A 24,119-nucleotide genomic window follows, 5' to 3' on the forward strand; every position below is an offset into this window, starting at 1 on the left:
CCGCCCAAAGCATCGAAAAGGGGCTACATCAGCCGATGGCAGATGTGGCCCCTTCCCTGTCAGTGCCTTCTTGTGGCCCTGCTTGTTACCTTGCGACCTCAAGCCGCTTCCGACAGCGCCTTGATATGCGCCATGACTTCCAAGTGAACGTTGCGGACGATGCTCTTCGCCCACAGGTTGAAGTACAGCGGCGGTTTGACCTTCAAATCGTACCAGCTGTTGCCGGTCAGCGTAGTCGTGCCGTCGCCGTTGTCCTTCAGAATAAACTGGCCGCGTTGCAGCTCCAGGTGACCCATGATTTCCGGATCATCAGGCTGCTTCGTGATATCGAAAGTCAACTTGACCCCGGGCTCCAGCTCCGCGATCCGCTCCTCGAACACGATTCCGTTGCTGAAGATGCACTTGCGCCACGCCCCGACGAAATCCCCCTCTGCCGTCGACTGCACCGGGCTCGGAAGGCCCATCCGAAACAGCCAATACTGAGGCTTCTCCGCAATCGGCTCGAACGAGACGATATGCTTCCATACCTCATCCGGACTCGCGTCGATGACGACCGTATCGCTGACCAGCGTGCTGCCGGACGGGGAGACGGTGACGAGATTGACGAGCAGCAGCGCGCCGAGCGCCGACAGCACCGACATCCGTATTCGATTGTCGGCCGTCCTGAACATGCCCCAGCCCATCAAGATCCCCATCATGATGAAGAAGTACACCAACGGAGAGATAATGATGATGCAAATATAACCTTCGCCGAGAAACAACGCGGATCCCGCGATCACGACCAGCAGGTTGTACAGCCCATAGAGAAAGTATTTCGCCGCGCCGACCCGCTCGCCGCGCAGCATCCAGGCATTTACGATGCCGATCAGAATCGGCACGATGATGAAATCGCCGATGACGTAGATGCCGGCAAGGCCATCATCGCTCCAGCGCAGCACCCAAACGCTCAGTGCCAACAACGCCGCCGCCAGTACATTCCCGTATACGATGCCGAGCAGCACCTTCATTGCGCGGCTTTTGCCGCTCGTCTCCGTTCCCCCAGCCTCCGGCAGTTTCATTTCCGGCCTGTTCGGCCCCTTATCCTCCGGTCCCTCTCCCACAGAAGAACACGCTCCCCGCCATCTATTTCCGGTGCATTTTAAACTCCAGGAACAGCTCGTTATAGTGCGCCAGCATTTTCTTGCCCAAATTCTTGTACACCTCGAGCTTCGAGGTCAGCTCCGGGTCGGGGTAGAACCGCGTGTCCCCCGAGATATCCTCCGGCAAGTATTCCATCGCCTTCTCGTTCGGCGTGGAATAGCCGACGTATTCGGCGTTCTGCGCGGCATGCTTCGGATCTAGCATGAAGTTGATGAACTTGTGCGCGCCCTCGATATTGCGAGCCGTCTTCGGAATGACCATATTGTCGAACCATAGGTTCGAGCCTTCCTCCGGCACCACGTAGTCGAGCTTGTCGTTGGCATCCATAATCTCCGAGGCATCCCCGGACCAGACGACGCCGACCGCCGCTTCCTCGTTCGCCAGCAGCATCTTGATCTCGTCGCCGACGATGGCTTTCACGTTCGGCGTCAGCCGGTTCAGCTTCGCCTTCGCCTCCTGCAGATGCGCCTCGTTCGTGTCATTGAGCGAATCGTGCAGGCTGTTCAGCCCGAAGCCGATGACCTCGCGGGCGCCGTCCACGAGCAGAATCTGGTTGCGCAGACTTGGATCCCACAGATCGTTCCAGCTCTTGAACGTCCGCCCTCCGAGCATCTCCGAGTTATAGATAATCCCGACCGTGCCCCAGAAATACGGGATGGAGTATTGATTGTCCGGATCGAACGAGAGGTTCATGAACCTCGGATTGATGTACTTCAAGTTCGGCAGCTTCGAATGGTCGATCGGCAGGAGCAGATTTTCTTCTTTCATTTTGCTGATCGCGTATTCGGAAGGAACGCTGATGTCGAACGTCGTGCCGCCTTGCTCGATCTTCGTCATCATCGCCTCGTTGGAGTCGAAGGTTTGGTAGATGACTTTAATGCCGGATTCCTTCTCGAATGCCGAGACGAGATCGGGGTCGATATAATCGCCCCAGTTATAGATCGTGAGCGTGCTGTCGCCGGAGTAACCCTCGGACGAATTGAGCGCGGAAGCGCCGTACATCAGCGCAAAACCAAGAATGAGCACGAGGAGCAGCATACGAATCAACTGGTTCATTTGTTCGGCAGCCCCCAATCCACGTTCCGGTCTTTACGTCCGGCACTCGCGCCTTGTCCGCGGCGGCTGATCACGTAGTACCCGACGACAAGCGCCAGCGTGAACAGGAAGATAAGCGTCGAGAGCGCGTTGATCTGCAGCGAGACGCCTTGTCTCGCCCGCGAATAGATCTCGACGGACAGCGTCGTGAATCCGTTCCCCGTCACGAAGAACGTGACCGCGAAATCATCCAGCGAGTAGGTCAGCGCCATGAAGAAGCCCGCGAAAATGCCGGATTTGATGAACGGCAGCATGACCTTCGACAGCACGTCCCACTCCGTCGCCCCGAGATCGCGCGCGGCGTCCAGCAGCGTCGGACTCATCTCCTTCAGCTTCGGCAGCACCATGATGACGACGATCGGCACGCTGAACGCGATATGCGAGATCAATACCGACGCGAAGCCGAGCTTGATGCCGAGCATCGTGAACAGAATCAGGAACGAAGCGCCGATGATGACGTCCGGGCTGACGATCAGCACGTTGTTGAGCGACAGCAGCGCATTCTGATTGGGCAGCTTGCGCAGCTTGTGGATCGCGATCGCGCCGATGACGCCGAGAATCGTCGAGATGGCCGATGAGAACAACGCAATGACGATCGTATTCAGCAGGATGATGAGCAGCCGCGTATCCGCGAATACTTCGCGGTACCATTGCCATGTGAAGCCTTCAAAGCCGTGCATCGTCTCGCCGCTGTTGAAGGAGTAATAGGCTAAATACAGAATCGGCGCATAGAGGACGATGAACACGAGCCATAGATAGAGGTTCGATAATTTGATTTTACGGGTCATATGCTCGCCTTACCTCCTTACTCTGCTGCGCGTGCCGGTCAGCACCATGATGATGGCCATGGCGATGATGAGGAACACCGCGATCGTTGCCCCCATGCCCCAGTCCTGCGTCACGAGAAAATGCTGCTCGATTGCCGTGCCGAGCGTAATGATGCGGCTTCCCGCGATGAGCCGCGTAATCATGAAGAGCGACAGCGCCGGGATGAATACGGCCTGGCAGCCGGACTTCACGCCGTTCAGCGTCAGCGGGAAGATGACGCGCCGGAACGTCGTCCACGGCGATGCGCCAAGATCGCGCGAGGCATCGATGAGCGACGGATTCAATTCCTCCAGCGCATTGAAGACGGGGAGAATCATGAACGGGATGAAAATATAGACCGATACGAATACGAAGCTGAAATCCGTGAACAGGATTTGCTGGCGCCCGATGCCGATCGTCTCCAGGATGGCATTGGCCGCGCCGTAGGTGCCGAACAGGCCGATGAACGCGTACGTTTTGAGCAGCAGATTGATCCAGCTCGGCAAAATAATGAGCAGCAGCCACAGCTGCTTATGCTTCGTCTTCGTCAATAGATAGGCCGCCGGATAACCGACCAGCAGCGAGAACGCCGTGATGAGGAAGGCGTACCAGAACGAGCTGAACGTCATTTTCATATAGACGGGCGTGAAGAAATGCGCATAATTCGCGAACGTGAAAGTGCCCTCGACGTCGAACAGCGAATCGTAGACGATCAGGAGGATCGGCGCGAAGACGAACAGCACCATCCATAGCAAATACGGAACCAAGTAGATGTTCCGCGCGCGGGGCAGCGTTCCGCCCTGCGTCTGTACCTGCGCTTCCGTTGCCGGCCTCATGCGTAGGCCTCCAGCCGCTTATCGAATTCCTCTTCCGTCTCGTTGTAGCGCATGACATGAATCGCTTCGGGGTCGAACGTGAGGCCGATGGCTTCGCCGACCTCCGCCTTGCGCGTCGAATGCACGAGCCAGCGGTTGCCGGCTTCGTCGGCGCACTGAATCTCGTAGTGCACGCCGCGGAACAGCTGCGCCTCGACGCGGACCTGCAGCTTGGCTTCGCCGGCGCGCGTGATCTCGAGATCCTCGGGACGGATGACGATGTCGACGGGTTCGTTCGGCTGCAGCCCCTGATCGACGCACGTAAACGTTTTGCCCGCGAATTCCACCAGGAAATCCGCCGCCATCCGGCCGGGCACGATATTGGACTCGCCGATAAAATCGGCCACGAACCGGTTGATCGGCTCGTCGTAGATGTCGGTCGGCGTGCCGCTTTGCTGGATTTTGCCCTCGTTCAGGACGAAGATCTCGTCCGACATCGCGAGCGCCTCCTCTTGGTCATGCGTGACGAAAATAAACGTGATACCCAGACGTCGCTGCAGCTCGCGCAGCTCCACCTGCATCTCGGTGCGGAGCTTCAGATCGAGCGCCGACAGCGGCTCGTCCAATAGAATGATTTCCGGACGGTTGACGATGGCCCGGGCAATCGCGACGCGTTGGCGCTGACCGCCGGACATTTCGTTAATCTCCCGGTTCTCGTAACCGGCCAGATTGACGAAGCGCAAAGCTTCCAGCACCTTCTCCTTGATGTCTGCGGGCTTGAACTTCTTGATGCGCAGGCCAAAGGCAATGTTCTCGAACACGTTCAAATGCGGGAACAGCGCGTAATCCTGAAACACCGTATTGACCTGGCGCTTGTTGGCCGGCACGTGGTTGATCAGCTTGCCGTTAAAATAAATGTCGCCCTTCGTCGGCTCCATGAAGCCGGCGATGAGGCGCAAAATCGTCGTTTTGCCGCAGCCGGAAGGACCGAGCAGCGTATAAAAGTTTCCCCGCTCGATCTCGAAGCTGACGTTCTTCAGGACGGCTTCGTCGCCCTCGTATTGTTTCGTGACGCCCCGGAAGGAAATAATCGATCCCGGGTTCGCAGATTCGTTCATGACCGGACACCTCCTTGGATTAGGTAGATTCTAAATGATGGCTAGATGGAAAATGGTTACTTGGGTAGTATACCCAGCAAAGGCGATTGGTTTGCGTTAAGGCGATTGGTTTGCGTTTCCGTCGCGAGACGGAAATGCAGCATTCGCCTGCTTCCTCGAAAAGAGCCGGAAATGCAGCATTCGCCTACTTCGAAAGCATAGGCTTGGCGATTGGTTTGCGTTCACCAACGGAGGTTGGGGAATGCAGCATTCATCTACTTCCTCGAAAAGAGACGGAAATGCAGCATTCGCCTACTTCCTCGAAAGGAGCCGGGAATGCACATTCGCCTTCTTCCTCGATTGGACGGGAATGCAGCATTTGCCCGCTTCGGAAGCATAGGCATGCCATTATCGTCACGCTTAAACACCCTGCATCTAACGGTTGTACGAAGGGCTATTCGGCTCAAAACGGCCCTTTTCAAATACTAACGGGTGCCAGGAAGCTTATTGCGAGATTTCCCCATGCAAATCAGCTCCTCGACGCCAAATAACGTCTGTCATACCCTTTAGCGTTTATTCAGCCGTATTTTTCGAGGATTAGCGATGCTGGCAACCGTTAGAAGTCAGCCGATGTTTAAATGCCCGCTATCGTTGACCCCTCGTCCAACCCTCGCTTCGCAAGCAAAAGCTTGGTGACTGTCATCACCAAGCCAGATAAAACCGCTCGTTATCCATAATTTCATCGACCGCCTGCTCCAAACTGAGCGCGGTGGTATCCAGCAGGTTCGCCTCGTGCGGACCGTCCGCCAGCAGCTCGCGCAGCACGATGCCGCAGCGTTCGCCCATGCGATACTCGGGCACTCGCTCCGCATCGCGCCGGCGAAGCTCATTCTCTTCAACAGTCAGCAGTATGAATTTGACCGCGATCTCCTCGGCCATCTCGCCGAGCGCTTCCTTGAATAACCGAATATCTTCGCGGAATACCACGTAATTGACGACGACGTCATGACCCGCCTCGATGAACCGACTGGCGAGCGCCGCGATATTTTGCCACATCAGCCGGATATGGAACGGACTTTCCCACGGACTGCGGATTCCCCCGATAACCATATGGTACACATCGTCTCCGTCGATCATCGCGCTGCGGCTCAGCCGATCGGCAATGGCCCGCGAGGTCGTCGATTTGCCCGCTCCCGGCGGACCGGAGATCAAGTAAATGATCGGTTTGCTGCCTTGCATCGCTTCTTCCTCCCGTTATCGCGTTATCGCGTTCCCGCTACGATCTGCCCGTCCGCATCGGCCGCGCGTACGACGAAGCTGCCGATCTCCTTAGCGTCCACCGTTTGCCGCATAATGCCGTACTTCTCCGCGACATTCAGCTCCACGTACACGGAGGCATTCCCGTTCACGTCCTTGACGTTCGCCGGCTGGCTGAGCTTATCGTTGCTGATGACGACCTTTTTGACCGATGCCTCGAACGATTCCGCCGCGAATACGAGCAGCCGCTTGTCGTCCGGACTAGCGCTATCCATGGAGAACCAGGCATATCGCACGCTTGGATGCCCCTCGATCGGCGCCATTTCTACGGACGTGCCGGGTTTATACAGGAACCGCCACTTGCGATGCACGACTTGGACTTTGCTTCGGCTGCCGTTCGAGAGAATGACCACTTCATCCTTGCCGAACGATTGCTTGTGGGACTGCGTCATGCCGCCATAGTCCGCGCGTTGAAGCGCCCGCTCCTCGGTAAGCGAATACCCCGACTGATAGTAAACGAAATACACGACCGCGACGAACAGCAGCACGATCGCCAATATCGCATTTCTTCTTTTCATATCCGAATCCCCTTCTCGTATCGGAGCTGGACGAATTCGTCTCCCCGTAAAATAACGCGCCGCTGCCCGTCGGGCCGAAAACCCTGGCGCTCGTAGAACCGCCTTGCTCCCGCATTTTTCTCCAGTACCCAGAGGCCGGCCGACAGGCAGCCGAATTCCCGCAGCCGCTCCAGCCCCCAAGCCATTAACCGGGTTCCGAGCCCGTGTCCCCAGTACTCCCGCAGCAAGTACAGGGCGGTGATTTCACCTGTCCCCTCCTGCTCTTCCGAAGGAAAACGAAGACTTATGTAGCCGACCGGCCGCTTGTCGACAAGCAGGATCGCGATATAGTTCAGCTCGTCCCGCAGCCATTCGCGACAGCCGGACTGCCGGCTCTCCGCGGTCACGCGGTTCAGAAACGCGTTCGGCAGCAGCCCGCGATAGGCATCATGATAGCTTCTTGCCTGCAGCGCGCCGAGTTCCATCCAATCACCCGGCGTCGCCTGCCGGATTACAGCCGCTTTTAACACGTTTGCGCAGCTCCTTTAGATGGGAATGACTTGCTTATGTAAATGAATTCGTTTGAATTCATTCCAATACGACAGCAGTGTTTATGCTGTTGATTCTTACTCAAAACATTATACCAACCCCCCTTCTTTTTGAAAATGAGCGAATTCTTTCGCCTACCTTTCGAAATTAAAACTGACATAAGTCTTTCGTAACGAAATAACTTATGTTAATATCATTTCAAAATGACAGCTAGGAGTGGAGTCATGACTGCCAAACCGCCGCAACAATTCACGCTGCCCGTCGTTTCGCTGGACGAGACGGACCGCAAAATCCTGACTTCGCTGCACGAGAACGCGCGCGTTTCCTACACGGAGCTCGGCAAATTGGTCGGCCTCTCGCGCGTCGCGGTGCAGACGCGGATCGCGGCGCTGATGGACGAAGGGGTCATCGAGCGTTTCACGGCGGTCATCAACCCTGCCCGGATCGGCCTCGAAATATCGGCTTTCTTCAATGTCGAGGTGGAGCCGCAGTTCCTGGAGGAAGTATCCGCCAAGCTCTCGGATGAACCGGAAGTCACCAGCCTCTATCATATGAGCGGCCCCAGCAAGCTGCATATGCACGGCATTTTCGAAACGATTCTCGCCATGGAGCGCTTCCTCGTCGAGAAGGTATATGCCATGCCGGGCATCGTGAGCGTTGATAGTCAGTTGCTGTTGAAGCGGTATAAGAGCCGCATGGGCATGAAATTGTAAGCGTTGGTGGGGCATGACCTGCGGTCAGTATGGGTCTCCACTCGCTGTTGTAGCCGGATTTCTATGAATTAACTTTTTAGTTGTAGAAATCCGGCTACAAAGGCGACCGCTGAGGTGATTGGTTTGCGTTCACTGTCTGGAAGACAGGGAATGCAGCATTCACCGGCTTCGTAAGCATAAGCTCACGCTGTTCCGACTCCATACTGTCCTCCGGTCACTTTCCCCAACACTTACTTGAAGAAAGATAAAGAGAGATAAACGAGAGGATGGAGAAGCCGATGTGGACTGACTTATGGAAACTATTTCTTTCGTTCGGGCGCGCGACGATGCTTGGATACGGAGGCGGGCCTTCGATTATTCCGCTGTACGAGAACGAGGTCGTGAGCCGGATGTCGTGGATGACGACGGAGGATTTCGGTCATGCGCTGGCTTTCGGCAACTCGCTTCCGGGACCGATCGCCACGAAGCTCGCGGCTTACATCGGCTTCAAGATCGCCGGTTGGCCGGGCGCCGTCGTTGCGCTGGCTGCCGTCGTTCTGCCGACCGCGCTGCTCATGATCGTGCTGGTCGGCGTCATGTCCAAGCTGCAGAACAACCCGTACATCAAAGGCATGATTCGCGGCATTCAGCCTGTTATCTTCGTCATGATGGCAATGCTGGCCTATGATTTTGCCAAATACGCGATGAAGACGACGCCTGGCTTCATTTCGTTCATCCCGTTCCTGCTTGCCGCCGGGTACTTCATCCTGGTGAACTATTTGAACCTGAATGCGGTATACGGCATCGTCGGATCGCTGGTAATCGGGGCGTTGTTCCTGCGGGGCTAATTCAAACGCACATAAGGCTGTCGCGACTTTTCGCGACAGCCTTTGCTTTGTTGACCAATCGTGCGTGCGAAGTCGTCCATGCATTGCGCGGGCGCAAAGGTCCAACACCGTCGTCCACCCCTCCCAAATAAATGCAAATCTGCACTTGTTTTTTGAGATACAGCGGCGCTAGAACAAAATAAATGCATATGTACACTTATTTAATCGGACTGGCTCTGATTTTACCTGGAATCAGCTGAATAGGAGCAGATTTGCATCTAAATCCGTTTTCTCGAGAGAAAGCGGAGGAAATAAGTGCAGTTTTGCACTTATTTCTCTCTACTTCGATTTCACGTATTACTTTCTATCGCGAATCGTGTCCGTACGTCGGTCTCCCGCTCAATCTCTGCGTCCCGCGCTTCGCTCGCCCACTGATTCCACAGGCATCCCTGGGTAGCGCTCCAGTTGCACGCCCCGCGTCTGCCCCAGCCTTCCCCTCATGCGAGCGATGCCCAACAACAAAAAGGCCGCCGACGTATCGGCAGCCTGCGGAGCAAGCAAGACTTATTCGGGAATCGAGATCGAGAACGATCCCGTCAACGTCTCCTCGGTCAGGTTCAGAATACCGATCGATTGAATCCGATCGATGCTGACGCCGTATTCCTGGCCGCCGAGAATATCCAATTCAAAGGCAGGCAGACCGTTGTAGCGCGTAACGACCAAACGGGCTGGCCCCGTCAAGCTGTCCACGCTGACCGTTACGATACCGGACGTTCCGGGCGCATCCACCGCGGAATAATAACCCTGCCCGACGCCGGGATCCTGCGAATAGAACGTGAAGAATCCGATCGACATGTGCTCGTACACCTCCTCCTCATCTAGTAGATGACGATAGAGGTGCTAATGGAACGGCCATTGCACGAGGTTCGCGGGAAGCGCGGCTATTCCGTTTCCGTAAGCAAATCCACGCTGATCACTTAAAACGTTCCCGTCCCCCCAAAGTTGTTCTTGGCCGCGAATTTCACGTAAGCCGCCGATACGGCCGGGAATAAACCGACCTGCTTGCCGCGCTGATTGCGCCGTTCGCCGGATGCAACCGCTTCTCCCCAAGCAACGCCGTCTTGGCTGATATGCACGCCGTAGTCCTTGATTCGCTCGCTGAGCGGAGCCCCGTAACCGCCATTTCCGACGGCTCCCGTCTCGGGCTGCACCAGGCTGATTCCCCGGAAAACGAGATATGAGCAGTCCTTAAAACGCTAATTCAGGCGTCTTCCCTATCACGCCGCTCCTCTTATTCTCATAAAATACTAAGAGTCAAACTATAGAAAAGGAGCCGTGATGCTATGCAGGCGAAAAGCGCTAGCAACTTGAAAGTGATTGACGTTTCGCATTATCAGGGCAATATCGATTGGAAAAAGGTGCGTGCGGACGGCGTCGTCGGCGCGTTTATGAAAGCTTCGGAAGGCACGAACTTCAAGGATTCCACCCTGCCGTCCAACGCGGTGAACGCGGCCGCCGAAGGACTGCTCGTCGGCTTCTACCATTACGCGCATCCGGAGAAAACCGATGCCGTGTCGGAAGCGGCGTACTTCGCCTCCGTCATCGCGGGCTACAAAGCGGATTTCCCCCATGTCCTGGACGTGGAAGGCGATGCATCGAAGGTACCTGCCGATAAACTGACGGACTGGTGCGTGAAGTGGCTGCAGGAGGTCAAGCGGCTTACCGGCCATGACACGATGATTTACTCCGGCGCCAGCTTCGCCAAGTCGTACCTGGGCAAGGCGCTCGGCCAATGGCCGCTCTGGATCGCCCACTATGGCGTCGATAAGCCGATGGACAACAGCACGTGGAGCGAATGGGCGGTCTTCCAGTATACGTCCTCCGGAATCGTCAGCGGCATCGCCGGCAAGGTGGACGTCAACGCCATGGAAAAGGCATTCTACGACAAATACTCCGGCGTCGTCGTCGTAAAGCCTCTCAGCGATCAAGATACGATCAAGGTCGTCATCAACGATAAACTGGCCGCTTACGGACGCAACGTGAACGGCTCGGTCTATGCGCCGATCCGCCAATTCGGCGATGCGCTCGGCATGACCGTGTCCTGGAATTCAACGGAGAAAGTGCCCTATCTGAACGACATCCCGTTCACCCAATATACGCTGTTCGAAGGATCGGCTTACGTCAGCGCACGGTCCATCGGCATGATGCTCGGCGGTACGGTGAATTGGGACGGCAAGACGCAGAAGGTGTACATCTACTATTGATCGCGGGAGGATGACGAAACGAATAGGAACTCGAAAAAACCGGGACGGGGCAGAAGCTGCCTCTCCCGGTTTTCTTATGCCCTTATCGGCATTTGCCACCGCTCAACCCTGCGTCGTCGGACCCGCCGCCTCGGCCAGCTGCCGCTCCAGCTCGGCCGCGTAAGCGGAACGCTGCTCCTTCGTCCACCGCAGCCGCTCGGCCATCGCGGCGACGACGGCATCCTTCCAACGGCGCACCTCCGCGATGCGGAAGAACATGCCGCCCGTGCGGCGAACGAGGAAATCGGCCGGCTTCACCGCCATCTCCGATTCCATCGCGTACCGCAGCGCCACGGCAAGCACGAGCGGCAAGCCGTGCTTCAGCGCCCACGGCTTCGTCGAGGCCGCGAGCCCGAACAGCTGCGCGGCATTGGAGCCGTATCGACGCGCCAGGAACGCGGCTTCTCCGGCGGTGAAGCCGCTCCGCTGCCCCTCGCCCGTCTTCGTGCGGACGAACGCTTCGAAATTGCGCGAGCCGCCGACGTCGCCGCCGGACAGCGCGATCGCCTTCGTCCCGCTCGCGGTCAGCGGAGGCTTCCCTTCCGCGCGGAGAAGCTCGTCGATTTTGTTCACGACCGTCTCGGCCATTTTGCGATAACCCGTCAGCTTCCCGCCGGCAATGGAGATCAGGCCCGAGGAAGAGACGAAGATCTCGTCCCGCCGCGAAATTTCCGATGGCGACTTGCCCTCCTGCTGAATTAGCGGGCGCAGCCCCGCCCAGCTCGATTCCACGTCCGCCGCCGTCAGCGCGAGGCTTGGAAACATGAAGTTGACCGCCTCCAGCAGGTAGCTCCGATCCTCTTCCGTCAGCGTCGGATGCGCCGTATCGCCGGCGTAATTCGTATCCGTCGTACCGAAGTAGGCTTTGCCCTCGCGCGGAATGGCGAACACCATCCGCCCGTCCGGCGTATCGAAGTAGACCGCCTGCCGCAGCGGGAACCGTCGCCCGTCGAAGACGAGATGCACGCCCTTCGTCAGGCGGAGCGTCTTGCCCTGCTTGGAGCCGTCCAAGTCGCGCAGCTCATCGACCCAAGGCCCGGTGGCGTTGACGATTTTGTCGGCGTGGACCGCATAGACGCCTCCGCCGATAAGGTCGCGGACGAGTGCGCCGGTCAACTTCCCGTCCGCATCATATTGCAGCTCTTCGACTTTGACGTAGTTGATGGCAAGCGCTCCGTTCTGGACCGCCTTCTTCATGACCTCGATCGTGAGCCGCGCGTCGTCCGTCCGGTATTCGACATAATAGCCGCCGCCCTTCAGTCCTTCCCGCTTCAGCAGCGGCTCCTTCGCCAGCGTCTGCTCCGTGTTCAGCATGACGCGGCGCTCCCCTCGCTTGACGCCGGCCAGGAAATCATACACCCGAAGGCCGACGCTCGTGGACAGCTTGCCGAATGTGCCGCCTGCGTATAGCGGCAGCAGCATCCATTCCGGCGTCGTTACATGCGGTCCGTTCTCGTAAACGATGGCCCGTTCTTTTCCGACCTCCGCCACGACGCCGATCTCGAATTGCTTCAAATACCGCAGTCCGCCGTGGACGAGCTTCGTCGACCGGCTCGAGGTGCCTGCCGCAAAATCCTGCATATCCACGACCGCCGTCCGCAAGCCCCGGGTAACCGCATCCAGCGCGATGCCTGCACCCGTAATGCCGCCGCCGATGACGAGCACGTCGAAGGGCTTGTTCACCATATCCGTCAACAGAGCGGGCCGGTCTTCCGCCGCGAACCGTCCCGTTCTCGTAAATGTCGTTGTCATGACTTCACGCCTGCCTTTCCCCATTCAGTGTACGCCGGAGACGCCGATGCTGCGCATGGCCGCGGGTAATCCGCGGCCCGATAGATTCTGTATTACCCATCAGACGGGCAGATGATATAAGCGTAACAGCCAGATCATTCGGAGAATGCCATGGCCGCCTTGACCGCTCGCAGCCAGCCGCCGTACAACCGGCTGCGCTCCTCCTCTGCCATGGCCGGCCTGAACAGCCGGTCCACCTTGCGCAGACGCGCGATTTCGCTGCAGTCCTTCCAGTAACCAACGGCAAGGCCGGCTAGAAACGCCGCGCCGAGCGCCGTCGATTCGTTCACGACCGGGCGCTCGATCGGCACGCCTAGCATATCGCTTTGGAATTGCATGAGCGGATCGTTGGCCACAGCTCCTCCGTCGACGGACAAGGAACGGAGCGCGAGGCCCGATTCCTGCTCCATGACCGTCAGCACGTCCTTCGTCTGGTAAGCAAGCGATTCCAATACTGCCCGGATGATATGCGCTTTGGTCGTGCCGCGCGTCAGGCCGAACATCGCTCCCCGGACGTCGCTGTTCCAATACGGCGTGCCCAGTCCGACGAAAGCAGGCACGACGTACACGCCTTCCGCGGAAGGCGCTGCAAGGGCGGCCGACTCCGCCGCGGAGGCGATCATCCCGAGGCCGTCGCGCAGCCACTGAATCGCCGCGCCGGCCACGAAGACGCTGCCCTCCAGAGCGTATTCGACGCGTCCGTTCACCTGCCATGCGATCGTCGTCAGCAGCCCGTTCTTGGAAACGACGGGCGTTTCGCCGGTGTTCATCAGCATGAAACAACCTGTTCCGTACGTGTTCTTCACGCTGGCCTTGTCGAAGCAGGCCTGCCCGAACAACGCCGCCTGCTGGTCGCCGGCAATGCCCGCGATCGGAATCGTATGGCCGTCCAGCAGCGAAGGCTCCGTCTGGCCGTATACCTCCGAAGAGGAGCGCACCTCAGGCAGCATTGCTTTGGGCACGTCGAGCAGCGCCAGCAGGTCATCGTCCCATGCCAGCTCGTAAATATTGTATAGGAGCGTGCGCGACGCGTTCGTCGCGTCCGTGATATGCGCCGCGCCGCCCGTCAGCTTCCATATCAGCCATGTATCGATCGTGCCGAACAGCAGCTCTCCGGCCTCGGCCCGCTCCCGCGCACCCGCTGCATGCTCTAGAATCCAGGCCACCTTCGTGCCGGAGAAATACGGATCGATCCGCAGTCCCGTCCGTTCCTTGACGAGAGCATCATGCCCCTGTGCCGACAGGCGCTCGCAGATCCCGGCCGATTGCCGCGACTGCCAGATAATCGCCGAGTAGACGGGTTCGCCCGTGGCGCGGTCCCACACCACGGTCGTCTCGCGCTGGTTCGTAATGCCGAGACCCGCGATTTGCGCAGGCGTTACCCCCGTCTCGCGCAGCAGCTGCAGGATAACGCCGCGCGCCGATTCCCATATAAACGCAGCATCCGCTTCAACCCAGCCGGAATGCGGATATTGCAAGGGCAGCTCCTGCTGCGCCATGCCCGCGATCGTTCCGTTCCGATCCACGAGCAGCGCGCGCGTGCTTGTCGTACCCTGGTCCAGCGCCAACATGTAGGTGTCCATGGTTTCCCCTCCATACGAACAGAGTCACCGCTTTCGCGGCCGTTCATTCATGCGTCCGCCCGCCGCTCCCCTTATGGACAGCTATTGCGGCAGGCGCGCTTCGGTCAATCTCAATATGCCAAATTTCTTGCGCTTTGACAATCGGGCGCGTACGAATTCGCAAGCTGGTCATGCATAATTCAAGCCGGCATAGCGGCATATTGATGAAGAAGCATACCAATAGGACAAAGGAGACTGCAGCATGAACAAATTGCGCGCGCAAGAGATCGCGGCATCGCCCGTCATGGCCGAGGTGACCTGTGACGGCGTGCCGGTCTATATTCAATATGTCGATGACGAGAACGACACGGCCCGTATTTATCCGCTTGACCGTCCGGACGAGGAGTCGACCGTCTCTCTGGGTAGTCTGACCGAACCGTCCCAATTCCAATCGGACGGCCTTCATATGATATGTCCGCCGTCGCAGCAGTAAAGAAAACCAAAAAAGAGACCCGCAGCAACGGGCTGCGGGTCTGAAGTCAATCTATATAATAGGGGGTTGAGTCTTATTATAGGGACCGAAGATTAAAGGAACATGAAAATGGCATTGCAGTTCCGTTACAATTCGATATCAAACGTAATATCCATTCCCCTTCCCCGCCTCGTGAGCCTGCTTCATACCGGATGCGAAATACCGCGGAACAGCTTGGCCGACGCCGTTAGAACAACCATGCCACCCATAAGGACAGCACCACGAGCGTGAAAATAACCGTCACGGGAATGACTACGATGGTGACTTTGATATATTGCATCCAGCTGACCGCGACGCCGCCCTTGCGAACGATGTGCATCCACATCAGCGTGGCGAGCGTGCCGATCGGCAGGAGCAGGGACCCCATATCGCTTCCGATGACGCTCGAAAGGTAAGAGATCTTCAGCGTCAGCGGATCCAGATCCATATGCGTCAGCGTCAACGTACCCACCATAAGCGCGGGATGATTGTTGAACAGATTGGACAGCAGGCTTAGCAGGATGCCCATTAGGACGCTTGCATTCAACAGGCCCGCCGTGACGATCGGCTCGAGCACCCGCACCAAGTAGTCCGTCAACCCAAGGTTGTTCAACCCGTAGATGATTACGTACATGCTGAACGCGAACAGTAAGATGTACCAAGGCGTTTTCTTCAGGATGTCCACTGGGGGAATCTTCAAGTAGAACCATCTCCAGGCCAGCAGCACCGCGGATCCGATGACGGCCATGACCGGCACCGGAAACCCGAAGTATGAGGCAGCGAAGAGGCTTACCCGCACGGTGAATACGAAGAGCAGCACATTGCGCATGAACGCGCCGCGGTGCTCGCCCTGATAAGGGTCCTTGAGCGGATGTCCGCCCGGCATGATGCCGAACTGCCCCGAAGCCGGAAGCTTCTTCGGCAGCACTTTGCTGAAGGTCAAGTACAGAAGTCCCGCCATAAGGAGCAGCCCCAGCGATGCCGGAACGAACATCATCGCGGTCTGCATATAGAGACTCATATTCACGATTTTGAGCGCGATCAGATTGACGATATTGCTGACGCCGATCGGTGCGCTCGAAGCGGTTGCAACAAGCGCGCCGGAGATGAGGTAAGGAATTTTCTGATGATTTTTCAGACCCATGTTCCGCAGCAGCAGCAGCAGGATCGGCGTCGTGATGAGAATGCTCCCGTCGTTGTTAACGAACAATGTCATGAGGAAGCAGAACAAATTCGTCAGCCAAAACAGACGGATGCCCGATCCCCGGGCTTTGCGAATCAACAATTCGGCGGCCCAGTAGAAGAAGCCGAAGCTCTCCAGCACGATGGCCATGACGATCGTCGCGATAATGGTAATGGCCGCGCCGCCGATCGTCTCGGAGATGCTCCAGAGATCGGACAGGGAGACGCTGCCGCACAGCATGACGACGCAGGCGCCGACCGTCGCCGGTATCGCTTCGTTCACGTGAGGACGCCAGAAGATGAAGCCGATGGTAAACAAGAACGCGCAGATTGTCGCTAGAACCATTAAATCATGCATGACTCAACCTCTCTTTCCGTTTCGAAGTGGGAGCGTTCCTTGCTGTATGCCGACGGAAATGAAAGAGCTCCTCCGCGATGCGATTTTCATAGATTTCCTTCTGCGGGAATGCCACCGATAGCAAGGATGTACTGTATTTATACGTATGTGACAGATGGCTCGTACTGGTCATTCTACCTAACTCTATGAAAACCATCTCTTACCGCTTGCAGACAGATGTCTCCGAATGACGTTTGATGGCCCCGGACAAACGCCTATCCTGACCGCAGCCATGCGGGGCAATCGCCCTCGTTCCGCAGCCTTGTCCGGACATGGCAGTAAGCCCTCGGCATCGAAATGCCGGGACTGTATTCGCGCGGTATCCGCTGCCGGGTAACACCTCTAGGCGGCTGGGCGTATAGTAAATCATTCGATCAGGAAAGGAACAACGATCCTATGATTCCCTATATGTTCAGCCCGTACGGGCCTTCCGGTCCATTCGGGCAAAATAGAGCCTTCGGTTATTCGCCGCCGCCCGTAACCTTCTATTACGGCTTTCCGCCTCAGCATTGGACCGCGAATTCCGCGCATCGCCAAGAGCCCTCTCGCAAGAAAGAACAGCCGCTGACGTTCGTGCTCGTCCACGGCTCTTGGGCCGACGCCAGCTTCTGGGACGGCGTCGCCGCCGAGCTGCGCAAGCAGGGGCACTCCGTCTACGTGCCCGAATATCCGGGACACGGCGCGGACTTCGCGAATACGACGGCCACGCACGGCATGATGTCCAAAGCCGTCGCGGACGACATCGAAGCCCTTGATTTGCACGACGTCGTGCTCGTCGGCCACAGCTTCGGCGGCTCGGTCGTGCAGAAAGCCGCGGAGCTCGTACCGGATCGCTTGAAGCGAATCGTCTTTATCGACGGCTTCGTCGTGAAGGACGGCGGTACCTTGGCGGAAGAATTCCCTCCCGAGCGCATTCCTGTCTTCAGCCAGCTCATCGCCGACTCCAAGAACAATACGCTCATGCTCCCGTTCCCGTTCTTCCGCGAGACGTTCGTCAACTTGGCGAGCCTCGAGCTGGCCCGCAAGATCTATGCAGGGACCAAACCGGAGCCGGCAGGGCCGCTCTTCGAGAAGTTGGATCTGAAAAAGTTCTATAGTCTGACTACGCCGAAAAGCTACGTCTACTTGACGGAAGACAACGTGCTGCCGCAAGGCGAAGGCTACGGCTGGCACCCCCACATGTCGAGCCGCCTCGGCTTGTTCCGGCTCATTAAAGGCCACGGCGACCATATGACGACATTCTATACGGAGCCGCGCAAGATCGCCGAGCTGTTGTATGAGGCCGGGCGGGACTGAGCGCCTGGTAAAAAGCAAAAGGGATGGAGCAGCGTTTAGCTGCTTCATCCCTTTTTCGCTTGCTAGCTATGTTATGTCATAGGTCATGAGATGGCTGCTGTACGAGTGTCGTAAGCCCGCAGCTCCATCATCCTATGAACTTCTCGAGCTCGATTTCGTCATGAATGGGAATGCCGTAATAGCCTGTCTGCGGGATGGCCGGCTTAAGCTTCCTGGTCTCATCGATCGCGCCTGGATATACGGCCTTGATTCGATACCCGAGCCTTTGGTAAAACCGCAGCGCGTCAAGGTTATCGTTGGTCGTGATCATCCATAATCGCGCGGCTCCAGCTTGCCTTGCCGCCTGTTCAACGGCCTGCAGCAATCGGCTTCCGACCCCTGCGCCTTTCACGGACGCATTGAGGCTCATCAATTCGCAATCCTCCTGGCTTAACCGATAAGAAGCAGCTCCGACGCGCGCTCCGTCCATCCAAGCAATGACGGCATTCAAGTCATGAAGCTCGTACTTCCGTCCTTTGGTGATCATGATTTCACCGCCCCACTCGTTTAACCATAAGTCCTGCAGCCATTCCTTATCGTCCTTGGTTAAAGGCAGGTGTATTTCTATCACGTTTTGTCGCTCCATATCCATCACCTTCTTCAGTTGATCATAGAACCGTTGATGCATTGTATGTATCCGGACCACACCGCCATTCCCGACGTTTCTCGATCATGCGCCTAAGCGATTCGACTTCGTCGCGCAAGGGACGTAGAATTGGAAGAGGCGGATGCAGCCATAATAGCAATAGGTTTCCATGGCCGAATGGCTTCATGGGGAACACGAGGAAGGACGTAGATAGCATGAGTACCCGGATGGCCGAACGGGATGATGCGCCGCAGGTCGTTCCGCTTCTGATGGATGCGATCGGCGAGATCGCCTACTTACTGACGGGCGCATCGGACGAAGCCGACGCGGCGCGGCGGTTGACGGATTTCTTCAAGCAGCCGGGCAACCGGATCAGCCGCGAGCATATCATCGTGGACGAGCGGGACGGCGTAATCGCGGGCATGATCGTTGCCTACTCCGGCAATGACGCGCAGGCGTTGGACGAGCCGTTCCTGGAGCGCATGCGCCGAGACTTCGGCGATGCCGACCGCGAGATCGTGAGGGAAGCACGGGATGGCGAGTACTACCTGGACGCGCTGGCCGTCGCAGAGGAATTTCGGGGCCAAGGCATCGCGAAGGCGCTAATGACGGCAGCGGAACAACGGGGACGCGAGCTTGGGTTTGATCAAGCCTCGCTCATCGTAGAGTCCTATAACGATCGAGCCTATGGCATTTATGCACGCAGCGGATACATAGAGGACGGGCTGCTGCGCATCGGCGGCAGCGACTATCGGCGCATGGTGAAGCGGCTCTAGAGATAAGGACGAACGTCTTCAAGCGGAGAGCAGCCAATCCGTGCTAAGGCTGCCTTCATAAGGCGCGATTTTAATAGCACGTCGTACGATGACCATCAAACCAATCGCTTCACGAACCCTCTCTTATCCGTCGAATAACCGATGGATTCGTAAAACTTATGCGCGGCTTCGCGATTGCTTGAGGACATGAGCATGGTATAGCTGCATTTGTTCTTTTGCCCGAAATCTTCAAGGGCTTGGAGAAGCAGCTTTCCCACGCCCTGGCCCCGATATTCAAAGGAAACAACGACGTTCTCGATCAACATGAACGGGTTGCAATGGCCGACCAAATCATAGCAAACGATTCCCATTGCCGTACCGATGACCCGGTTACCGTCGCAAGCAACTGCAACGTAATAGTTAGGATGCTTCGCTAGGATATCCAGCTGATTTTTCATGGCAGCGGCATTGGACTTTTCGCCGATAAATTCAACGAACAATTCGGAAAGCCCCTGAACATCACCGATTTCTGCTTTTCTGATCACGATATGATCCAAAGGTACACCCCCTACTAACACAAGTATGAAATATCAGATTCCATCATGCACGGGCGTTCCCGATCTGTGGAATTCCTTGAAGCGCGTTCCTTGATACGTGAGCTCTCCTTGGTCGCCGACAACGATCAAGCCGAATTTATTGTCCTTTACCTGCAGTTCCAGGCGCGATCGATCATTCATTTCAAAGGTCACGTAGTAGTTGGTGCTCGTACTGGAATCCCCGGAACCTCCCCATACCTCTGTCCGTTTATCCACGACCGTCGCGCCCGTCGTCACCATATCTGCGGCATTATTGGACGACCATACCCACAGACCGCGGATGATCACATACAGAAAACCGCCGATGACAATCGTAAAGACGAGTCCTCCGAACAGTTTGAAAAACAGCGGCATCTCATTAAAGAATCCCCAAAAGCCGGTATCATTCGGAAAATCGTTCATGCGATCTCTCCTCTAAGTTGACATTTCATCCATCATTTTCATGACGGCAGGTTATATCCTTATACGACGGGAGGAGCATTAACGTTGCGCAAGGCCATCACCTTACACATAAAAAAACGACAACCATTATCATGGCTGCCGTCTCCTGCATCTATGAAGCTGTGTCGTTCCTCTATGCGCAGACCGTCCGGTTTCTCGGCAAACTAAGCCAGCTTCGGCATTAATCCGCCGCTAAGCACGTCGCCCTTCTCCAAGCCTTGCCCGTCGGTGATGACGTGATTCGCTCCGCTGTAGGTCGTGCCGTCCTCCATGAAAATAATCGCGAGCGCCCGGCGCGGTTTGTCCGTCTTGTTCGCATGCGCGAAGTGGAACGTCATGCCGTCATGGAACGTGGCGCTGCCTGCTTTCATCCGGCAGATGGCGGCCGTGTTGCGGTCGAGGTCCTTGGCGCCTTCCTGAGCGAAAATATCATCCGGCGACACCAGATCGATACTCTTCAGGTTGCGGATTTTCTGGGATTTCGGGACGAACATCATGCAGCCGTTGTTCTCGTCGACATCGTCGAGCGCGATCCAGATCGAGAAGGCGTTCTGCGGCTTCATCTCGTTCATCGGCCAATACGGGCGGTCCTGATGCCACGGGGTAACTTTGGAATCGCCCGGCATCTTGAGCAAGGCGTGGTCGTGGAACAACCGGATGCCCGCGAAGCCCGTCAGCTGCTTGCCTACGTCGGCGAAACGCTCGCCGAGCACAAAGCGCGCCATGCCGCCGTGATCCCGCCAGGTGTTCACGCGCTGATTCAGCACTTTAAAATAAGCGCCGCCGTCTTGGTCCGTCTGCAAGCCGCGTCCGCCTTTGTTGTTCATCGTCTCGTCCATGTATTCCCGAAGCTCTTCGAGCTCCTCCTGCGACAGGATATTATCGATTTGCACGAAGCCGTTTTCCCGGTAAAATGCCACTTTTTCTTCGCTAACCTTCATGTTTGCTTGCAGCATGATCGTCTCATTCCCCTTCATCTATCGGATACCTTAAAGATACATGAAGGTAACCGCTTTCTTCTTGGTCGATAAGAGAAAAAACACGGTTGATCTGCCAAAATCACTCCGAACCTCTCGCTTACGTTGCTGCCGTCTAATACAATCCAAACGTTTATCCCCGCATTTTGCTAACATCTGCCCGGTATGATGAAGCAATCTTGGCTAAATTGGAGAGGTGCATGTTCTTGCTACGCTGGTTAAAACGAAAAAGTCTTATGTTCAGCAGTTCCTTGATCTTATCGCTCGTATTCCTGCTTCTTATAGGCGTCATGTCGTATCTGCTCTACAACGCCCAGAAGAACGCCGCTTACGACCGGTTTACCGCGCTCGGCGACAAGCTCCGCGCCCAAGCGCAGGCGAATTTGAATCTCATCGAGCCGCTGGCCCAAGCGGTCGACGCCAGAACGGAAACGCCGGATAACGAAGCCCAAATCTTAAAACGGCTGCTCGACGGCATGACCGATAAAGATATCATGGCCAACGCTTACTATCTGTCCGCCGTCTCCGCACCCAAAGAAGACGGCACTTACCTGCGAAATATGCTGACCAGCGAGACGCTCAGCGCCTCGGGCCAGAGCACCGGCACCGATTTCCTCGCCATCAGCGAGCTGCTGAACGCCTTTAACGCGGCAGTTAACGGAAAGTCTGTCCTGTCCGCGACGTACGAGGATGAATTCGGTACCTGGATCACGTATATGGCGCCGATCAATGACGCCGTGGGCAAGCCCGTCGCCGTGTTCGGACTGGACTACGATTATGCGAAGGTGCAGGACCAGATGAATCTCATGCTGGCCAAAGCCGTCGGCGCCGGCTTGCTGATCGCCATGATCGCGATCGCGCTTGTGCTGCTGCTTGTCCGCACCGTCGTCCAGCCGCTCCGCTTGCTCGCGCAAACCGCGAAGATCGCGGCCCAAGGCAACTTGACCGTCGCCATGCCCTCATTCAGCACGAACGAAATCGGCCAGGCAGCGAGCTCGTTCAACGAGATGATCGACAGCCTGCGCGCTCTGACGCTGCATATCAAGCAGACCGCCGGCGAGGTCGCGTCGTCCTCCGGCAGCCTGAAGGAAACCGCCGGCCAAACCGCGCTGGCCACGAATGAAATCACGCAAGCCATCCAGCATGTAGCCGAAGGCTCCCAGACGCAATTGGCGAGCACGGAAGAATGCCTGCGGGCGATGACCGAGATGGCCGTCGGCATTCAGCGTATCGCTGAATCGTCGTCATCCGTGTCGGACTTGGCCGCGGAGACGACGGAGCAAGCCGAGAACGGGGAGCGGATTATTACCCGCACCATGGATCAGATGCAGACGATCGAGGATCAAGTCATTCAAGCGGCTTCGACGATGGAGGAGCTCCATGCGTCCAACGGCCGAATCGGAGACATTCTCGCGCACATCGCCGACGTCGCCAATCAGACGAACCTGCTGGCCTTGAATGCCTCCATCGAAGCGGCAAGAGCAGGCGAGCATGGCAAAGGCTTCGCCGTCGTCGCGCAGGAGATCCGCAAGCTGGCCGAACGCTCCAAGGTATCGTCGGAGGAGATCTCCGGCATTCTCCATGCCATCGGCTCCCATGCCCAAGAGGTCGGCGCCGCTTTGACGACGTCCGCCCGACAGGCGCGCATCGGCACCGAGCTTGCCGGTACGACCGGCGAGTCGTTCCGCGCGATTTTGGATTCGGTCAAGCAAGTATCGGAGCAGGTGCAGGAGGTATCCGCCGCTTCGCAGCAAATGTCGGCCTGCAGCGAGCAGATCGCCGCTTCGCTGGAGGAATCGGAACGCATTGCCGAAGCCGCATCCAGTCACTCGCAGCAGGTGGCGGCCGCTTCGGAGGAGCAGCTTGCCTCCGTGGAGGAAGTCGCCAGCGCCGCGCTGCAGCTTCGCTCGCTCGCAGGCGAGCTGGATAACGGCGTCAGCCGGTTCCAGGTGTAACGGGGGACAAGTTAGCGGGGATCGATTAGGGAAGGACCGGTCCGTTAACCGTCTCGAATTTCGTAGGCATCGAGCTTGCTTTTCACTATAATGAAGCTGACGCGCAGATAGAGCCTGTACGCCGCATCCCTCTGAAAGACCACCTGAAATGGAGGAAGCTTCTTATGCCACGGAAGAGACAGGTTTGCATTACGGGCACCGATCGCGGGATCGGACTCGAATTGGTCAAAGGCTTGCTGCAGGACGGCTGTACCGTTTACGCGGGAGGCATCCTGAGCCCGAATCCCGAGCTGGAACGGCTGAAGGAGCAGTATCCGGGACAGCTTCACGATTTGCTGCTGGACGTCGGAAGCGACGCCAGCGTGCAGGAGGCCTCGGAGCGGATTCGCAGCCTGACGCCCGAGCTCGACATGCTGATCAACAATGCCGCCCTGCTGGGGGACACCGGCCATACGATCGCGGATGCCCTCGACTTCGATGAGATGCAGCGGGTGTACAACGTCACGGCGCTCGGCGCGATTCGGACGTCGAACGCGCTGCTTGCGCCGATCATGAACGGCGGCAAGCTGATCGTGAATATCTCCTCGGAGGCCGGCAGCATCGGCAACAGCGGGCGCGAAGCCTGGTTCGGTTATTGCATGGCCAAATCCGCATTGAACATGGGCTCGACGATCATCCATAACCGGATTCGCAAGGACGGCGGACGCGTGCTGCTGCTCCACCCCGGCTGGGTCAAGACGTCGATGAGCGGCAGCTGGAACGACGCCGGCACGTTTACTCCGCAAGAAGCGGCGGCGAATATCTTGAACCGCATTGAAGAACGGCGGGACGAGCTTCGCGAATTGCCTCTGTATATCGAAGCAGATACCGGCAGCGAGCTGCCTTGGTGAGG

General features: G+C 57.2%; 25 protein-coding genes. 8 read left to right on the plus strand and 17 right to left on the minus strand.

Annotated features, from left to right (window positions below; genetic code table 11):
* Positions 1 to 98: 98 nt before the first annotated feature.
* From AC0YNU_RS27460 to AC0YNU_RS27495, 8 genes are all read right to left on the minus strand, one after another.
* Entirely contained in the window at positions 99 to 1,100 is a 1,002-nt protein-coding gene (locus tag AC0YNU_RS27460) for an SRPBCC family protein (protein WP_475762246.1), read from the minus strand.
* A 22-nt stretch (positions 1,101 to 1,122) separates the two neighbouring features.
* Positions 1,123 to 2,196: an ABC transporter substrate-binding protein gene (locus AC0YNU_RS27465; RefSeq protein WP_475762248.1), complete on the minus strand. Its 1,074-nt coding sequence runs from the start codon at positions 2,194 to 2,196 to the stop codon at positions 1,123 to 1,125.
* Positions 2,193 to 3,023, minus strand: a complete 831-nt coding sequence (locus AC0YNU_RS27470; RefSeq protein ID WP_475762250.1) for an ABC transporter permease — start codon at positions 3,021 to 3,023, stop codon at positions 2,193 to 2,195. The genes AC0YNU_RS27465 and AC0YNU_RS27470 overlap by 4 nt, the downstream gene beginning before the upstream one ends.
* A gap of 9 nt (positions 3,024 to 3,032) precedes the next feature.
* Complete coding sequence (locus AC0YNU_RS27475) at positions 3,033 to 3,878, minus strand: ABC transporter permease (RefSeq protein ID WP_475762252.1); 846 nt, start codon at positions 3,876 to 3,878, stop codon at positions 3,033 to 3,035.
* Complete coding sequence (locus tag AC0YNU_RS27480) at positions 3,875 to 4,975, minus strand: ABC transporter ATP-binding protein (RefSeq protein WP_475762254.1); 1,101 nt, start codon at positions 4,973 to 4,975, stop codon at positions 3,875 to 3,877. The genes AC0YNU_RS27475 and AC0YNU_RS27480 overlap by 4 nt, the downstream gene beginning before the upstream one ends.
* A 681-nt stretch (positions 4,976 to 5,656) precedes the next feature.
* Positions 5,657 to 6,193, minus strand: a complete 537-nt coding sequence (locus AC0YNU_RS27485) for a P-loop nucleotide/nucleoside kinase family protein (protein ID WP_475762256.1) — start codon at positions 6,191 to 6,193, stop codon at positions 5,657 to 5,659.
* A gap of 23 nt (positions 6,194 to 6,216) precedes the next feature.
* Complete coding sequence (locus AC0YNU_RS27490) at positions 6,217 to 6,789, minus strand: hypothetical protein (protein ID WP_475762258.1); 573 nt, start codon at positions 6,787 to 6,789, stop codon at positions 6,217 to 6,219.
* A complete protein-coding gene (locus AC0YNU_RS27495; RefSeq protein ID WP_475762260.1) occupies positions 6,786 to 7,298 on the minus strand; it encodes an N-acetyltransferase family protein in 513 nt (170 codons plus the stop codon). The genes AC0YNU_RS27490 and AC0YNU_RS27495 overlap by 4 nt, the downstream gene beginning before the upstream one ends.
* 243 nt (positions 7,299 to 7,541) lie before the next feature.
* On the opposite strand from AC0YNU_RS27495, the gene AC0YNU_RS27500 reads away from it, so the two are divergent.
* Entirely contained in the window at positions 7,542 to 8,030 is a 489-nt protein-coding gene (locus AC0YNU_RS27500; protein ID WP_475762262.1) for an Lrp/AsnC family transcriptional regulator, read from the plus strand.
* Positions 8,031 to 8,308: 278 nt separating this feature from the next.
* Positions 8,309 to 8,857 (plus strand): chromate transporter, encoded by a 549-nt coding sequence (locus AC0YNU_RS27505; RefSeq protein ID WP_475762264.1) that lies wholly within the window; start codon positions 8,309 to 8,311, stop codon positions 8,855 to 8,857.
* A 543-nt stretch (positions 8,858 to 9,400) separates the two neighbouring features.
* Here the strand turns inward: AC0YNU_RS27505 and AC0YNU_RS27510 are convergent.
* Complete coding sequence (locus AC0YNU_RS27510) at positions 9,401 to 9,691, minus strand: hypothetical protein (protein WP_475762266.1); 291 nt, start codon at positions 9,689 to 9,691, stop codon at positions 9,401 to 9,403.
* Between the two features lie 122 nt (positions 9,692 to 9,813).
* Entirely contained in the window at positions 9,814 to 10,047 is a 234-nt protein-coding gene (locus AC0YNU_RS27515; RefSeq protein WP_475762267.1) for a hypothetical protein, read from the minus strand.
* 132 nt (positions 10,048 to 10,179) lie between these two features.
* Between AC0YNU_RS27515 and AC0YNU_RS27520 the strand changes: the two genes are divergently transcribed.
* Positions 10,180 to 11,100, plus strand: coding sequence for a GH25 family lysozyme (locus AC0YNU_RS27520; RefSeq protein WP_475762269.1), 921 nt, complete (start codon positions 10,180 to 10,182; stop codon positions 11,098 to 11,100).
* A gap of 102 nt (positions 11,101 to 11,202) precedes the next feature.
* Here the strand turns inward: AC0YNU_RS27520 and AC0YNU_RS27525 are convergent, their stop codons facing one another.
* Together AC0YNU_RS27525 and glpK are read right to left on the minus strand one after the other, a co-directional pair.
* Entirely contained in the window at positions 11,203 to 12,891 is a 1,689-nt protein-coding gene (locus AC0YNU_RS27525) for a glycerol-3-phosphate dehydrogenase/oxidase (protein ID WP_475762271.1), read from the minus strand.
* Between the two features lie 134 nt (positions 12,892 to 13,025).
* Complete coding sequence (glpK, locus tag AC0YNU_RS27530; RefSeq protein ID WP_475762273.1) at positions 13,026 to 14,513, minus strand: glycerol kinase GlpK; 1,488 nt, start codon at positions 14,511 to 14,513, stop codon at positions 13,026 to 13,028.
* 241 nt (positions 14,514 to 14,754) lie between these two features.
* Between glpK and AC0YNU_RS27535 the strand changes: the two genes are divergently transcribed.
* Positions 14,755 to 14,985 carry an H-type small acid-soluble spore protein gene (locus AC0YNU_RS27535; protein ID WP_475762275.1) on the plus strand — a complete coding sequence of 77 codons (231 nt, stop codon included), beginning with the start codon at positions 14,755 to 14,757 and terminating at the stop codon, positions 14,983 to 14,985.
* 226 nt (positions 14,986 to 15,211) lie between these two features.
* Here AC0YNU_RS27535 and AC0YNU_RS27540 read toward each other — a convergent pair whose 3' ends face one another.
* Positions 15,212 to 16,543 carry an ArsB/NhaD family transporter gene (locus AC0YNU_RS27540; protein ID WP_475762277.1) on the minus strand — a complete coding sequence of 444 codons (1,332 nt, stop codon included), beginning with the start codon at positions 16,541 to 16,543 and terminating at the stop codon, positions 15,212 to 15,214.
* Positions 16,544 to 16,978: 435 nt separating this feature from the next.
* Between AC0YNU_RS27540 and AC0YNU_RS27545 the strand changes: the two genes are divergently transcribed.
* Complete coding sequence (locus AC0YNU_RS27545; RefSeq protein ID WP_475762279.1) at positions 16,979 to 17,878, plus strand: alpha/beta fold hydrolase; 900 nt, start codon at positions 16,979 to 16,981, stop codon at positions 17,876 to 17,878.
* A gap of 127 nt (positions 17,879 to 18,005) precedes the next feature.
* Here the strand turns inward: AC0YNU_RS27545 and AC0YNU_RS27550 are convergent, their stop codons facing one another.
* Positions 18,006 to 18,488 carry a GNAT family N-acetyltransferase gene (locus AC0YNU_RS27550; RefSeq protein WP_475762281.1) on the minus strand — a complete coding sequence of 161 codons (483 nt, stop codon included), beginning with the start codon at positions 18,486 to 18,488 and terminating at the stop codon, positions 18,006 to 18,008.
* 230 nt (positions 18,489 to 18,718) lie between these two features.
* On the opposite strand from AC0YNU_RS27550, the gene AC0YNU_RS27555 reads away from it, so the two are divergent.
* Positions 18,719 to 19,279 (plus strand): GNAT family N-acetyltransferase, encoded by a 561-nt coding sequence (locus AC0YNU_RS27555; RefSeq protein WP_475762283.1) that lies wholly within the window; start codon positions 18,719 to 18,721, stop codon positions 19,277 to 19,279.
* 95 nt (positions 19,280 to 19,374) lie between these two features.
* Here AC0YNU_RS27555 and AC0YNU_RS27560 read toward each other — a convergent pair whose 3' ends face one another.
* The 3 genes from AC0YNU_RS27560 to AC0YNU_RS27570 all read right to left on the minus strand — a co-directional run bounded on the left by AC0YNU_RS27560 (position 19,375) and on the right by AC0YNU_RS27570 (position 21,251).
* Positions 19,375 to 19,815, minus strand: coding sequence for a GNAT family N-acetyltransferase (locus tag AC0YNU_RS27560; protein WP_475762285.1), 441 nt, complete (start codon positions 19,813 to 19,815; stop codon positions 19,375 to 19,377).
* Positions 19,816 to 19,848: 33 nt separating this feature from the next.
* Positions 19,849 to 20,256: a DUF2500 domain-containing protein gene (locus AC0YNU_RS27565; RefSeq protein WP_475762287.1), complete on the minus strand. Its 408-nt coding sequence runs from the start codon at positions 20,254 to 20,256 to the stop codon at positions 19,849 to 19,851.
* Between the two features lie 203 nt (positions 20,257 to 20,459).
* Positions 20,460 to 21,251 (minus strand): phytanoyl-CoA dioxygenase family protein, encoded by a 792-nt coding sequence (locus tag AC0YNU_RS27570; RefSeq protein ID WP_475762289.1) that lies wholly within the window; start codon positions 21,249 to 21,251, stop codon positions 20,460 to 20,462.
* Between the two features lie 257 nt (positions 21,252 to 21,508).
* Here AC0YNU_RS27570 and AC0YNU_RS27575 point away from each other — a divergent pair, with 257 nt between their 5' ends.
* Both AC0YNU_RS27575 and AC0YNU_RS27580 read left to right on the plus strand, forming a co-directional pair.
* On the plus strand, positions 21,509 to 23,227 hold the full coding sequence (locus AC0YNU_RS27575; protein ID WP_475762291.1) for a methyl-accepting chemotaxis protein: 1,719 nt from the start codon (positions 21,509 to 21,511) through the stop codon (positions 23,225 to 23,227).
* Positions 23,228 to 23,391: 164 nt separating this feature from the next.
* A complete protein-coding gene (locus AC0YNU_RS27580) occupies positions 23,392 to 24,117 on the plus strand; it encodes an SDR family NAD(P)-dependent oxidoreductase (RefSeq protein WP_475762293.1) in 726 nt (241 codons plus the stop codon).
* Positions 24,118 to 24,119: the final 2 nt, after the last annotated feature.

The sequence above is a fragment of the Paenibacillus sp. J31P316 genome, from assembly GCF_056269105.1.